This is a genomic window from Limnobacter sp. UBA7229 (assembly GCF_002473065.1).
Classification (GTDB): Bacteria; Pseudomonadota; Gammaproteobacteria; order Burkholderiales; family Burkholderiaceae_B; genus Limnobacter; species Limnobacter profundi.
This window is the reverse complement of record NZ_DKTN01000023.1, coordinates 1-11,850: the sequence shown is the minus strand read 5'-3', so window position 1 is coordinate 11,850 and position 11,850 is coordinate 1. Positions and strand designations below refer to the sequence as shown.

General features: G+C 50.1%; 18 protein-coding genes. 7 read left to right on the top strand and 11 right to left on the bottom strand.

Going from position 1 to position 11,850, the window contains the following annotated elements; translation table 11 throughout:
• Nucleotides 1-22 precede the first annotated feature (22 nt).
• From gp10 to B4C79_RS14170, 10 genes are all read right to left on the bottom strand, one after another.
• Nucleotides 23-364 (bottom strand): capsid staple protein, encoded by a 342-nt coding sequence (gene gp10 / locus B4C79_RS14215; RefSeq protein ID WP_291751911.1) that lies wholly within the window; start codon nucleotides 362-364, stop codon nucleotides 23-25.
• Nucleotides 365-366: 2 nt separating this feature from the next.
• Entirely contained in the window at nucleotides 367-2,040 is a 1,674-nt protein-coding gene (locus B4C79_RS14210; RefSeq protein ID WP_291751908.1) for a portal protein, read from the bottom strand.
• 3 nt (nucleotides 2,041-2,043) lie between these two features.
• A complete protein-coding gene (locus tag B4C79_RS14205; protein ID WP_291751906.1) occupies nucleotides 2,044-2,310 on the bottom strand; it encodes a hypothetical protein in 267 nt (88 codons plus the stop codon).
• A gap of 19 nt (nucleotides 2,311-2,329) precedes the next feature.
• The gene (locus B4C79_RS14200; protein WP_291751903.1) at nucleotides 2,330-3,799 is read right to left on the bottom strand and encodes a terminase; all 1,470 of its coding nucleotides are present in this window, start codon (nucleotides 3,797-3,799) and stop codon (nucleotides 2,330-2,332) included.
• Nucleotides 3,796-4,494 (bottom strand): terminase small subunit, encoded by a 699-nt coding sequence (locus tag B4C79_RS14195; RefSeq protein WP_291740464.1) that lies wholly within the window; start codon nucleotides 4,492-4,494, stop codon nucleotides 3,796-3,798. Before B4C79_RS14195 ends, B4C79_RS14200 begins: the two co-directional genes overlap by 4 nt.
• On the bottom strand, nucleotides 4,481-4,741 hold the full coding sequence (locus tag B4C79_RS14190) for a hypothetical protein (RefSeq protein WP_291740466.1): 261 nt from the start codon (nucleotides 4,739-4,741) through the stop codon (nucleotides 4,481-4,483). Before B4C79_RS14190 ends, B4C79_RS14195 begins: the two co-directional genes overlap by 14 nt.
• Before the next feature lie 3 nt (nucleotides 4,742-4,744).
• Entirely contained in the window at nucleotides 4,745-5,251 is a 507-nt protein-coding gene (locus tag B4C79_RS14185; RefSeq protein WP_291751901.1) for a VRR-NUC domain-containing protein, read from the bottom strand.
• 5 nt (nucleotides 5,252-5,256) lie between these two features.
• The gene (locus tag B4C79_RS14180) at nucleotides 5,257-5,850 is read right to left on the bottom strand and encodes a hypothetical protein (RefSeq protein ID WP_291740470.1); all 594 of its coding nucleotides are present in this window, start codon (nucleotides 5,848-5,850) and stop codon (nucleotides 5,257-5,259) included.
• 13 nt (nucleotides 5,851-5,863) lie between these two features.
• On the bottom strand, nucleotides 5,864-6,208 hold the full coding sequence (locus B4C79_RS14175) for a hypothetical protein (protein ID WP_291740471.1): 345 nt from the start codon (nucleotides 6,206-6,208) through the stop codon (nucleotides 5,864-5,866).
• Between the two features lie 518 nt (nucleotides 6,209-6,726).
• Nucleotides 6,727-7,050, bottom strand: coding sequence for a CII family transcriptional regulator (locus tag B4C79_RS14170; RefSeq protein WP_291740473.1), 324 nt, complete (start codon nucleotides 7,048-7,050; stop codon nucleotides 6,727-6,729).
• 105 nt (nucleotides 7,051-7,155) lie between these two features.
• On the opposite strand from B4C79_RS14170, the gene B4C79_RS14165 reads away from it, so the two are divergent.
• The 4 genes from B4C79_RS14165 (at nucleotide 7,156) to B4C79_RS14150 (ending at nucleotide 9,988) form a co-directional block, all read left to right on the top strand.
• Nucleotides 7,156-7,329, top strand: coding sequence for a hypothetical protein (locus tag B4C79_RS14165; protein ID WP_291740475.1), 174 nt, complete (start codon nucleotides 7,156-7,158; stop codon nucleotides 7,327-7,329).
• 485 nt (nucleotides 7,330-7,814) lie between these two features.
• Nucleotides 7,815-8,546, top strand: coding sequence for a LexA family transcriptional regulator (locus tag B4C79_RS14160; RefSeq protein ID WP_291751898.1), 732 nt, complete (start codon nucleotides 7,815-7,817; stop codon nucleotides 8,544-8,546).
• 45 nt (nucleotides 8,547-8,591) lie between these two features.
• Nucleotides 8,592-9,056: a DUF6932 family protein gene (locus B4C79_RS14155; RefSeq protein ID WP_291751896.1), complete on the top strand. Its 465-nt coding sequence runs from the start codon at nucleotides 8,592-8,594 to the stop codon at nucleotides 9,054-9,056.
• Complete coding sequence (locus B4C79_RS14150; RefSeq protein ID WP_291751894.1) at nucleotides 9,053-9,988, top strand: hypothetical protein; 936 nt, start codon at nucleotides 9,053-9,055, stop codon at nucleotides 9,986-9,988. Before B4C79_RS14155 ends, B4C79_RS14150 begins: the two co-directional genes overlap by 4 nt.
• A 511-nt stretch (nucleotides 9,989-10,499) precedes the next feature.
• Here B4C79_RS14150 and B4C79_RS14145 read toward each other — a convergent pair.
• Nucleotides 10,500-10,829 carry a hypothetical protein gene (locus B4C79_RS14145; protein WP_291751892.1) on the bottom strand — a complete coding sequence of 110 codons (330 nt, stop codon included), beginning with the start codon at nucleotides 10,827-10,829 and terminating at the stop codon, nucleotides 10,500-10,502.
• Nucleotides 10,830-11,022: 193 nt separating this feature from the next.
• Between B4C79_RS14145 and B4C79_RS14140 the strand changes: the two genes are divergently transcribed.
• The 3 genes from B4C79_RS14140 to B4C79_RS14130 form a co-directional block, all read left to right on the top strand.
• Nucleotides 11,023-11,274 carry a hypothetical protein gene (locus tag B4C79_RS14140; protein ID WP_291751890.1) on the top strand — a complete coding sequence of 84 codons (252 nt, stop codon included), beginning with the start codon at nucleotides 11,023-11,025 and terminating at the stop codon, nucleotides 11,272-11,274.
• Nucleotides 11,267-11,485: a hypothetical protein gene (locus tag B4C79_RS14135; RefSeq protein ID WP_291751887.1), complete on the top strand. Its 219-nt coding sequence runs from the start codon at nucleotides 11,267-11,269 to the stop codon at nucleotides 11,483-11,485. The genes B4C79_RS14140 and B4C79_RS14135 overlap by 8 nt, the downstream gene beginning before the upstream one ends.
• Nucleotides 11,478-11,850, top strand: a 373-nt coding sequence (locus tag B4C79_RS14130) for a DUF7666 domain-containing protein (RefSeq protein WP_422655546.1), incomplete at its 3' end; no start/stop codon positions are given. The genes B4C79_RS14135 and B4C79_RS14130, both read left to right, overlap by 8 nt.

The window sequence follows — 11,850 nt, the reverse complement described above, 5'->3', positions numbered from 1 at the left end:
CATCAAAAGTTAAGCGCACCGTCTAGGATTGATCGCCGTACAGCACCTGGGCGGCACTTTTGGTCTTTTCTGGCATCAGCTCAAGGGCTGTAATTTGCAGGCCAACAGACAGGTTCTTCTTATCCTTGCCGTCTTCAGCCCGTTCACTCAGGTTCACTGAGGTGACCTTGACCATGGCCATCATCTGAATGCTTGCCCCAATGGTCGGCATGTTCTCCGGGCCAATGCCCAGCTTTTCGAGCGACTCATTGTTCATGTGGATTTCAAGCCCATAGGGGTACTTGGGCATGTCATCGCTGCAAGGCATGCAATCGCTACCCAGCATGGACTCGCTTTTTTTGGGTTCCAGCTTCATGTCGATCATGGTCACGCTCCTTGCATTTGTCCGGCCACTTGCGTCAACGCATTGTTGCCATCTGTGTTGGTTTCACTCATTGTTTTGGCGGTTTTGGCCATTTGCTGGGCTGCTGCCATTTGCTGTGCCTGGGCGGCTGCTTGTGCGCGGTTCTGGCGAATGATGGCCACCTCGTCGTTGGCCACAATCAAATCCGGGTCTACGCCCAACATGTCGCCGTACTTGTCGATCAAGGTGTCGGTATCCACTTTGTCGATCGCGTCCTGCTTCATCTGCATTACGGCACCCACGGTACCCAGCAGACGATCAATCGAGCCAATGCCAGCAGCGCGCATAGCCTGGGCCAACATGCTGACAAACTCAACATTCAAGTCCATGCCCTGCAGCTCTTCGGGTGGTGGCGGCAAAATATTGGCGCGTACCATCTTCGAGAAGGTAATGTCGATCAACGGGGAAAGCATTTCATCGTGCAAGCGCTCCAGCACCGGGCCCAACATCGTCAGCTTTTCTTCGTGGCGCTCTGCAATTTCTCGCGCTGTGATGTTGCTGCGGTTGTCGTTGGCCAGCATCAGGAACAAGTCGCTGTGAAAGCACTGCTTGATCCTTTTGCGAACGTCTTCAATGTCCTGCAGCAAATAATCCAGGCGCAGACTTGATTGGAAAGCAGGGCTAAGCCCCACGCCCTGCCCGGCCTGTTCAAAGTAAGTCACACCACCAGGCAACATGTTGGCTTCATTGCCTTTCATTTGGCCGCTGGCCTGCATCGGTGGTCTGGTTTGGAAGTCAATGCCTTGGCCTTTGCGCATTTGCTCGTGCTGCAATTGCTGCAAGTCGCCCAATGCCTCAGAACCAGGGCCGGAACCCATGATGTCCCCGCCAATCACATCCCAGCGTGGTACCAGGAACGGGAATTCCTCAAAGCCCGATTCACTGAGAAATGGTTTTCCCTGCTCTTCCGTGCCCTCTTCAAAATAGCAACTGGAGAAAGGCATGTTCACTGCATCACGCTTTTTCGGGTTGCGCTCACGGCGTGGTTCAGTGGCGTGAACAATGGTCACCCAGGCGTCGTAATTGAAGTTGTCCCAAAGGTTACGGGTACGCATGCTGCATTTTTCATAGCCAAACTTGCGCACCACCTGGGCAACGGTCATGTCAAATTTGCGGTACAAGGTGTCCACGTACCCAAGATCATCGGTCGAGATTCGGTACTCACCAATCGTCATGGCGTGGTGGTGAATCACGTTGTCGAAGTTGTTGTCCACAAAATCCGCAGCGGTACCGAATGCGCCCAGCTCGCGATACATACCAGGCAACGTGCGGTAAGTGTTTGACCGAGCGAATATGTCTCGCATGATCAGCGTTACATCGTTGAGCCAAATCTTTACCGGCCCGTAGTCCATCAGGTCTTTGTCGGGAATAGCCAGGCGAAACCATGGCCGCGCGGGGGAAGTGGCACCCGACATCATTCCAGCCTGCAGAATGTGCAGCGCATAAGTGCCCGTGGAATCGAGAATGGAATGCTGACGATTGCCGCCCTTGTTACGGTCCGTATGGATAAAGCGGCCACGGCGCGGTGTGAGGTACCGGGCAATGTCGCGATACTCCGTCATCCAGCTTGAAAACTCCGTGTCGAGCTGAGTAAGCCGCGATTGCTTCTGCTGCCTTGGGGTCCACTTCATTTCCATGGGTTACTGGCCCAACAAAGTGGAACGGCCGAGCTGCAACATGCTGGGGTCAACGCCACCAGGGCCAGTCAGCAGCGTGCTTTGAGGTGAAGGCATGCCGCCTTGTTGAGTGGTGCCAGCACGTGGGCCGGTGCGTTGATCGTTTGGTCGCTTTGCCTGCTGGGCTTGTTGAATCTTTTCAGGCTCAGGTAGCTGAGGAGGTTTGGGCATCTGCGAAATTGCGGCAATTGATCCAACTGCCGCAATGCCTGCTGTGACTGGATCACACATGGTGCTTCCTTACGAGGGTTCAGAAATCTTCGTAGGGATTGTGCTCTTTGGGTTTTGAGTTAAGCGCACCGCCGAAATCGGCCTTCTTCTTGGTTACCTTGCGTGCAAATGACAACCCAAGCGAATCGCCTTTGTTGGGTGAAATCAGGCCACGAGTCTTCATGTCCTTTTTGCTCTCAAGCTGAATTTTGCCGTCCAACCTCGATACTGTTTCAGGCCCAATAAGGTCTTCGTACAAGCCATCGTCATCAGGAATAGCACCACCCGCAGCCAGCCATTCCTTAATTTGCCCCCACATGTAGGCGCGCATATTCAAATAGCCTGGATCAGGGCTTTCACCACTGAACCACACGATGAACCAGTTGCGGCCCATGGTTTTGCCGGCGCTGACAATGCCTGTTCCATAGCCACCGTCGATGTTGACCGCATCAGCCTGGTACTTGTCTTCATAGGCTGCGATCTTGTTGGCTATCAACACATCGTTGTCGTTCTTGGGTATCACCTCAAGAATCTGGAAATACAGACCCTGGCGCATAGCAATCACCAGCTCGTCGTCGCCTTCCCATGCCGGGTCGCAGGTAATGATCACCGGCGCAAAGTCGTACTGGTTGATTTTCAGGTGCTTGCCCTTGCCCGCGTCGACCAAGTGCGTGGGAATAAACTGCTTGAGCGACGCACTGGGGAACATGCCCCGAATGCGCACCTTCACGATATCGGAGTCTTCGCCGTAGTCATCAACCATTTCTTGCAGCTTGGCCTTGTTGGTGCCCTCCACAGTACGGCTGTCGATGTGCTTGGTCATCCAGCGGTGGCGAAACTTTCTGAAACACTCCCTGAAACGCCCGGTGTTTCGAGTGGGGTTACCAAATGCAATCCAGAGGATTTCGGTGTATTCGTCGGTCAATGCACCTTCTGCCACTTCCCACACTTTGTCTGCAATGGCTGAGGCCTCATCGAATATCAATACAATGCGTTTGCCCTCGTTGTGCAAACCGGCAAAGGCTTCGGTGTTGTTCTCTGACCATGGCGTAAAGTCAACCCGCCAGTTCTTTTCATGCTCTGTATCCACGCTGTAGATGGACATGGCCGGGGTTTTGAACCAATGCGAGGTGAGCGCCAGGCGAAACCACTTTGACACCTCGGGTGCGGTCTTGGTGCGCAGCTGCGTTTCCGTGTTGGCCGTAATCACCACGCGAGTATCGTGGTGTGTGGACATGGCCCAGTTCGTAATCATGCCAATGAATGCGGATTTGCCAATACCGTGGCCAGAAGCCCGGGCAATCTGAATGGGCTGGTGCCGAGTGTCTGGGTTTTGCAGTGCTGTTGCGATTTCACGCAGGCCTTCTCGCTGCCATTCACGCGGGCCAGAATGTTTTTCAAGCTCACCCTCGCCCCAGTCATACGCCAAATCCACCCATTTTTCCGGGTCGTGAGCACACATTGCGGCCAGGTCAATCAGCTCTTGTTCCAGGTCAACAGCTTCGGTCATTGCTTTGAAATCCGCTGCTTTGCCTTGGCCAAGCGGGCAGCAAGGCTTTCATTGACTGTCACTTCCAGCTTGTCATTGAACATGCCCAAATGCCTGGCAACGTTGATCAAGGCCTGCTCCTGGCTTTGCATCAGCACTTGCAAGCCCTCTTTGCCCGACTTCACGCCAGCGAACAACGCCAGCGCAGCCGGTGAAAGCTTGCGGGTATCGGATACATGCATGTGCCCATGGCCTTCACCGTTGCATTTGGGGCACGTTGAGTTTGGTTCCATGGTGGACACAAAGCCAAATCCACCCGCATCGCTGGGAAGAACCTTGGCCTTTCGCGCCTTTGCTGTGTCAACCGCAGCGTTGAATTCATCCTGGTCAATCCACTGGTACCGGTGGTCAACGCCGTAGCAATGGCGGCAACAATCGCGCCGATATTGGACCAATTCATTGGGGTCAGCATTGGCAATGTCCCACCAGCGATTCAAAACCATGTCTTGAGTTATTCCGGTGCGTTTCTGCCTTTTTTCCATGCCAAGTTGGATTGCAGCCGCTACCCAAGTTTTCCCAAGCAACTCCGGGCCTATGCGATCAGCAGTTTTTGCCGAATATCCGGCACGAATACACGCCTGTGTTGCGTTCAAGTCCTTCAGGTATTCATCAACAAAAGCCTGTTGCTTGGCCGTGAGCTTCTTACCCTTTGTCATCGACTTTGTCCTTTTTGTAACTTGGGCGCCAGCCAACGATAAATTGAGCTCGCTTTCGGTAGCTGCAAATGTCGCGAATGGTGCGCTTGCTCAGCTTGAATTTCATTGACAGCTTTCGGTAACCCCAGCCATGTTCCTCGTGAAGCTCGCGGATCAAATCGATTTCAGCATCGGTGGCCTTGGCCCTGTGATGGGTTTGACCAATCCGCCAGCCGCGCTCGTTAACGGCCACCATGCACTTGATCATGTCTCAAACCTCCGTCATGCCGTGAGTATCAAATTGAATTCGGGGTAGTCCCGCATACCCAAGGACAACTCGTGCAGCCGCTTCCCAGCTCCAGCAAACCACACACAACCAACCTTCTTTTTGAAGTTGATCAATGCGGTCCCGCTGTTCTGCGCTTGGGCTGGCGCCAGGTGCTTTGAACTCAATATCAAGCCCAACAAACGCACCACGTGCTACAGGCCACTGAACATCAAGAACACCCTTTTTTACGCCCTCCGCTTTCATCTTGGCCGCCACAGCCCCATGCCTGTGACCTCCGTTTGGTATTGCATGAATCAGGTTAAGGTTTGGTATTCTTGCTTCGTGATGAGCCACCCAGTTGAAAAAAGCAACTTGAATGTCGTGCTCTGGCTGGGCTAGCTTTTTCCCTGCCCTGGGTTTTGAAACTGATGCTTTGGGAACATTCTGCGCAGCCAACCTCGTACGCAGTGCCTGGAACTGTTCTTCGCTGAATCTCAATCCGCTGGCCATGGCTGTTACCCGATCAAGTCGCGAATGTCAGTCAATGCCGACTGATACGGAAAACTCACCTTGTCGCGCTTGCCCTGGGTAAGTTCAAGAATTTCCCGAATGCGCTTTCGTGCTTCTTCCCGCGGGGTAACAGCCTTGCCTGGTGCAACCAATGCTTTGCGTGGTTGTGGAATTTCAGGCAGCAGGCCTTTGGCTTTTTGGTTTCGTGCGCGGTCGAGTTCCGCAACCCATGAAACCCGGTGCTTGGCCAGTGGTTCGTTCAAAACCTCGAATGGCCCAAAGCGGCTTGCTGCCCAGTAAATGCATGGGTCCGGCCAGTTGCCCATTTCGCCGTTCTGCCTTGCCCGCATGCCCTCACCTGCGACTTTCCAAGCGAACTCAGCATCAATCTCGGGACGGCAAAGTTTCAGGAACTGGGGCAATGTGGGAGGCCAAGGCAGATTGCGGCATGCTGCCACACCCGCCTCGATTTCGGATTTCGAAAAGCCCTGCAGCTCGGTTCTCCAAACTTCCTCCATGACCGCTGCAGGGGTGTCAGCCCACTGATCGAACCACAGCTTGCCGTACATGGCAGCCATGATCGCGAACAGCTTGGCCATGCCCGAAAGCTCGCTAAGACTCGATGGCTGGTGTGATGTCGATAATGTTCGATTCGCTTGCATTGCGATTCTCCGGCAAATTTCGGAATTGGAATTGGGCTACCTGGCTGCGCTTCTCGGCTTGGGTCAGTGGTCGGTCATGACCACGTGCGTTGGTTCGGGCTTTGCGCTTTTGGCTGTTCAAAATCGAATCGAGGTAACCTGCGTTGATTGCGCTTGGGTCGTTTTTTTCCTCGCGCTGGGCTTTGGCAATGTCGAGTGCTTGCAGCAGCTGCGTGTCGGTGACACCGGACTTTGCCCAGTCGATCACTCGGGGGTCTGCGTGGGTCAGTGATGCGCCACGTTGGCGAAGCAGCACTGCGATTTCTGAACATCGAACCTGTTCATGCGATCGAGGGGGAGACGACGACGATTCAGTTTTTTGTTCCTCGCTCTTTGCTAAGTCACTTACGTCGTTGTTTTTCTCTTCTCTTCTCTTCTCTGTCTCTGTCTCTGGGGCGTTACATTTTGTTTCTGTAACGTTACATGACCGTTTCTTGTTTTCACGATGCCTTGTAACCCGCTCTGCGCTTGAGTCTGAGGCAAACTGCCTTTTCTCCCAGGCAGTGGGTGTGTTGTCTTCACCTATCAATCCACGTGCAAGCAAAACCGCCTTGGTTTTGGCCCATTCATCCAGATTTATGCGCAGTTGAAACGCTACTTCTTCATCATGTAACGTTACAACGCCGTTACTGCAACGTAGGCAAAGGCACATGATGTAACGCCTCTGATCGATCTCAGAAAGCATCTGAACTTTAGGGTCATTTGCGAATTCCGCGTAAAAACGGAACCAGGTTGCCGGCTTTGAAATGTCCAACTTCTTACTGGCTGGCATTTTTAATCCTCAAATTGAAGGCTTGATTCAACGCTGTCGCTGCGCTGCAAATGTGCTTTTGCCAAGGTGAACAAGGCTTGGACTTCGTGGGCTGGGTAACACTTCATTTCTTGGGGCACCACCTTCAAACCAATGGCGGCAAGTAACAGGCAGATTTGCTCCAAGCCCATGCTTGTGCCCTCACTGGATTGCCAGCGGGATATGGTCGACACCGATGTGCCTGTGCAATCAGCCGCAAGCTGCTGACCAGATGAGGCAAGTTTCTGCAAAACCATCGTTTGGTTCTTGCGTGCCTTATCAACTAGTGCGGAGGAAACTGTGTTCATCGCAAACACCGCCAAGGCAAAAGAAAATGAGAAAAATGAGGGTGAGCAGCCCCATGGCATACTTCAGATTCCCCAACCTGAACCGTGCACTTAGAGGAGCCGCTCATGAACAACAGCCAGAAATTTTTCGAAGAGAATGTCACGCTGATTTCTCCCCAAAAAGACCCTGTCCTGCACAACCTGAATGCGGGTTTACTCGCTCTTTCTCGCGAGCAATCAAAAACTCAAGCGCAGGTAGAACAGATTCTGGAGATAGTCGAACGCCTTGCCAGGCAATAGAAATAATCACGCTCTCAGTTGCCGTAAACGGAGCGCCAGGCAGTGCATTAATTTCCGCATCGCTTGGCTTCCAGCCACCACAAAGATGGGTGACGTGCTCAGTAGACAGTACAGGTTCACCGTCACACATGACCCACCTCCCCTTCCTGCTCTGTGGGCTGATGAACCGAATCAACCCCAACGAGTTCGGGCCAGATCAAATGCCACTCATTCGGAAAAAGTTCTTTGCGCGAAGCAATGCCCTTTCTTTCACACATCGGAGCAAGGCAAATCAGTCGATCTTTGGGTATCCCGTTAGATCGCCACTCAGATACCGAAGGTGGTCTGATGCTAAAAAAACCGGCAACCACACTGGTGCCACCTAGTTCATCAATAATTTTTCCAGGGTTCATCGCCGTCTTAAGTGTTTAAACACTCTCGAATGTTAGGTATGCCTAGCTTTTTTGTCAAGGCATACCTAATCACAAACAGGTTAGGATTACCTAATGAAATCACTCGCAGAAAGACTAGAGCGCGCACGTGTAGGGCCGCCAAAGCGAACAAAAAAAGCAATTGCTGATGCAGTTGGGATAAGCACGGCTTCCGTAAATGATTGGTTTTCGGGAAAAACAAAAACTATTGAGGCCAGCAATTTAATCAAAGCTGCTAGGTTTTTGAATGTGGAACCTGACTGGTTGGCCACCGGTAGAGGAGCTATGCGTGTGATTGATGTTGATCACATTTTTCCTTTAAGTCATTCGGATTCAAACTTGACGAGCAATGTCATCGCTATGGATCCGTTTATGCATGCTCCTACAGTCGAAATTCCGATGCTGACTGCAGTTGCGTCTATGGGTAGAGGCGAAACCCTTGCGTATGACGGAGATCAGATAATCAATGTCTTGTCAGTCAGCAAAATGTGGTTAGAACATAACGTCAAAGCAAAACCTCAAAACCTTAGGGTGATTACCGGTGCTGGCGACAGCATGCACCCCACTTTCAGCGACGGCGACATGCTCCTGGTGGATGTTTCAAAGGCCAAGATCGACATCGATGGAGTGTACGTACTCAGCGCCCACGAGCGGCTATTCATTAAGCGAGTACGGCAGCGCATGGATGGCAGCTTCGAAGTGAGCAGCGACAATCCAACCGTAAAAACTGTCGACATTTTGAATGGTGACCACGAAATCCAGGTGCATGGCCGCGTTGTTTGGGCCTGGAATGGTCGTGCTTTATAAATTTTCCTACTGTGTACATCACACCAAAACAATGTTTGAGTTAACATGAAAATAAGATGTGACGAATTTGATATTCAGCCCATTTTCCCTGCAGGTGGTTTTGTAACACTTACAGAAGATCAGGTTGAAGCGCACTGCGTAGCACCCTTTCAAGGAAGCGTCCGAAGACCACTTTTGATGACAAACTTGCGTAGGTGGATTGATCAACTAAGATCAATAGGGGTGCATGGAGATCTTTGGGTTGACGGTTCCTTTCTGACAAAGCGCCCAGAACCTGACGATGTTGATGTCGTTTTTTTGATCGATTCGACGAAATCTAAATTAATTCCAAATAACATACCGGCAGCAAACTTCTTGCTCGATAGGCAAGCAATGAAGCAGCAATATCACATCGAAGTTTTAGCATTACACAAGGGCCAAAATATTGAACATGAGGCCAAATGGATGGGGTGGTTTGGTTTTTGCAGAGACCGGCGAACACCTAAAGGCTTTGCAGAGGTAATGGTATGACAATTGACGCTATCAGAGAACACACAAGCTTTCTCGCTCAATGTGCAGAAGCAAGCGCAAAGGTCGCTGCTGCTAATCCAGAAAATCATTTGCTTCAAATAATTGCAAAGAATCAGCTTGATGCGAAAAATGAATCGATAAATGAGTTGGCCAGACTAGAAGAAGAGATTTCTGGTCAACATTTGGCAGTCCGTTTACAAGGTCCAAAAGCAGATGGATCTATTCGCCTGGATGAGTTTATTCGCATTTTTGAACCTTTTGTCGAAGCTGTGAAAAAAGCTACTTCTTTAGCTATGTACGGTAGCTCATCCTTGCGAATGAAAAGTGACGCCAAAATGAAGCTCGATATTATGAGCAACATAAAACTTCGATCACTTTCTTTTGGCTCGACAGAGGTTCATTTTTCGGTACCTACGATTGAAGACTCAACCGGAGAAGCGCCAATGATTGATGTGTTAAAAAACACATTCAATCTGCTCAATGAAACCGAAAATGAAGAGTTTCTAAACAAAATTGAGTCGATTGGCGGCGATGCTGCCAAAGCGCTACGCTCGACACTTGCCGCCATTCAAAACTCTGGTTTTACTGCGACTATCGTTTGGAACTCACCCGAGGGCAGTACCACCTGGGACGGTACCTCAGCCAACATCATCAGAGCTTACGACTGGCTTGGTTCGCTTACCCAAAGTCAAGAATACGAAGAACAAATTACAGGTAAAGTCGCCAGCCTAAAAGACACCGGTCTGATCGAAGTTCGGGACGAAGCAAATCAAAAGATATCCGTTCGGTATCCGCTTTCACTAATTACTGAAATTCAAAAGCTTTCCGTAGGTCTAAATGCACAGTTCTTTGTGATCACCAAAAAATCGTGGGATGAAGGCGGAAAACGATGGGTCTTCAGTCGACGGCTATTAAGTTGCCAAAGAATTTAATCTTAAAAAAACCGCCGTTCGGCGGTTTTTTGTTTTTAACAACTTCAGATATTATTTCTTTCTAAAAAAAGGCTTTTTACCAGTTATAACCCATCGTATGGAAAAAAATAAAATAATAGATATCGCTGGTACTGAAATAAGCGCTATAAGTGAAATAGACAAATTATCTCGGTAATAATCGCGAGACCGAACACTGGAATCAAATCCAACCTGATATGTGTTTGCAGCATTACAGTGGAAGCTTGAAGGATCAAGCTCACACTTCGAAATAGAATTAGTTAAATTTGTATGGTAATCACTTACCAACTCCTGCCATGTTTGACTTTGGTAGTACGACCAAATAGAACTAACCCCAAAAATTAAAATCGCTGACACTGATATTAACCATACAAACCTTTTAAAACGATCTTCCATCGTATACTCCCCACTTTTCATAAATCTTAAAATAGATTTTTAACAAGCACTTCTCTATAAAATTCCAGTGTAAAAAATGGAAAATAAAATACCAAGTTCACTGCGTTTCACGCACACCAGTTGTGCTTTTTGATAACGCAGCATCGCGGACAAACATCAAAAACGGGTACAGACCCATCATTGGTATCACGCAGATAACACCAACTAGCTCACCACTAAAGTCATGCAACACAGAGGATACAAATCCAAAAATCAATCCAACTGCAGCAGAACCCACCAAACAAAACTTCAAAGCAAACATTGGCAGCTCCTTGTCACTAGGATCACGCAGCCAACTCGGAAACTTGACAACAGCCAGACCAAACCAGATCAAGATAAGCAGCACGTAAAGCACAAATCCCAATCTTAAGAAATCAACGGTGTCCACAAGTATCCCCTTCCGCTTAAATCAACACGTCAATCTTAACCGTCTTAACAATTCAATCAATCAATCAATCAATAGGCACCCACCAAAATTAGGGGGCTGAACTTCCTCAAAACAAAAAGTTAGGCATACCTATTGACATAAATGTAGGGTATGCCTAATAATTTGCCTCACACCAACCGATGTGAGGAACGAAATGCCAACTCCACCCAACCTGGGCACACCAGAACAGCAGGCAGAGCTGCAGCGCTACATGCGCGAGCTGCGCAGCTTCGATTGGTCATTTGACTTTTCCGACGACTGGAACCACGTGAAGCGGACTCAAACCCGCCTTTGCGAGCTTCGCCAGGCGCAGCGTCGCGTTGATCCAACCGGTGAAATCTGGCTGCAGTTCATGCCAAAAGATTGCCGCCACACCCCAACAGTTCAGGAGAAAGCAAATGGTTAATCCAATGACAGACGCCCTGCGCCGCATGATGTTCGGTTTCAAACAACACCACGCGACTCCTGAGCGCAAGAAGCGCCGCCAGTTGGTCAAGCAAATGGGTCGCCGCCAGGCAATCAAGTACATCAAGGACACCCGCAGCTTGGCCAAAGTCGAAGCGCGCATCGAGGAAATCGCTCGCAAGAACATCGAACTGGAGGCGATCAATGGCTGATACAGCACCACTCGTCAGCTACAAGGGCTTTGACAAAGACTGGAAATGCAGGGGCTTTCAGTTTGCCGTGGGTAATGAATACACACACAAGGGCGACGTTAAAGCCTGTGAAAGTGGCTTTCATGCTTGTGAGTACCCGCTTGATGTATTTGGCTACTACCCACCCTCAACAAGCATTTTTGCTCAGGTTGAGCAGTCCGGGGATTTAAGCAAACAAAGTGACGACTCTAAAGTAGCCAGCCGCCAAATTCGAATAGTTGCCCAGCTTTCGATCGCGGGTCTGATTAAAGCGGCGGTTGATTACACATTCAGCAAGGCATTGCCTGTTGAACCAGAATCGCCAGCATCGGCCACTGGTACACGGG

Coding starts and splice junctions, on each gene's coding strand:
- gp10 (WP_291751911.1), bottom strand. CDS start 364: ATGATCGACATGAAGCTGGAACCCAAAAAAAGCGAGTCCATGCTGGGT.
- B4C79_RS14210 (WP_291751908.1), bottom strand. CDS start 2,040: ATGGAAATGAAGTGGACCCCAAGGCAGCAGAAGCAATCGCGGCTTACT.
- B4C79_RS14205 (WP_291751906.1), bottom strand. CDS start 2,310: ATGTGTGATCCAGTCACAGCAGGCATTGCGGCAGTTGGATCAATTGCC.
- B4C79_RS14200 (WP_291751903.1), bottom strand. CDS start 3,799: ATGACCGAAGCTGTTGACCTGGAACAAGAGCTGATTGACCTGGCCGCA.
- B4C79_RS14195 (WP_291740464.1), bottom strand. CDS start 4,494: ATGACAAAGGGTAAGAAGCTCACGGCCAAGCAACAGGCTTTTGTTGAT.
- B4C79_RS14190 (WP_291740466.1), bottom strand. CDS start 4,741: ATGATCAAGTGCATGGTGGCCGTTAACGAGCGCGGCTGGCGGATTGGT.
- B4C79_RS14185 (WP_291751901.1), bottom strand. CDS start 5,251: ATGGCCAGCGGATTGAGATTCAGCGAAGAACAGTTCCAGGCACTGCGT.
- B4C79_RS14180 (WP_291740470.1), bottom strand. CDS start 5,850: ATGGCCAAGCTGTTCGCGATCATGGCTGCCATGTACGGCAAGCTGTGG.
- B4C79_RS14170 (WP_291740473.1), bottom strand. CDS start 7,050: ATGAACACAGTTTCCTCCGCACTAGTTGATAAGGCACGCAAGAACCAA.
- B4C79_RS14165 (WP_291740475.1), top strand. CDS start 7,156: ATGAACAACAGCCAGAAATTTTTCGAAGAGAATGTCACGCTGATTTCT.
- B4C79_RS14160 (WP_291751898.1), top strand. CDS start 7,815: ATGAAATCACTCGCAGAAAGACTAGAGCGCGCACGTGTAGGGCCGCCA.
- B4C79_RS14155 (WP_291751896.1), top strand. CDS start 8,592: ATGAAAATAAGATGTGACGAATTTGATATTCAGCCCATTTTCCCTGCA.
- B4C79_RS14150 (WP_291751894.1), top strand. CDS start 9,053: ATGACAATTGACGCTATCAGAGAACACACAAGCTTTCTCGCTCAATGT.
- B4C79_RS14140 (WP_291751890.1), top strand. CDS start 11,023: ATGCCAACTCCACCCAACCTGGGCACACCAGAACAGCAGGCAGAGCTG.
- B4C79_RS14135 (WP_291751887.1), top strand. CDS start 11,267: ATGGTTAATCCAATGACAGACGCCCTGCGCCGCATGATGTTCGGTTTC.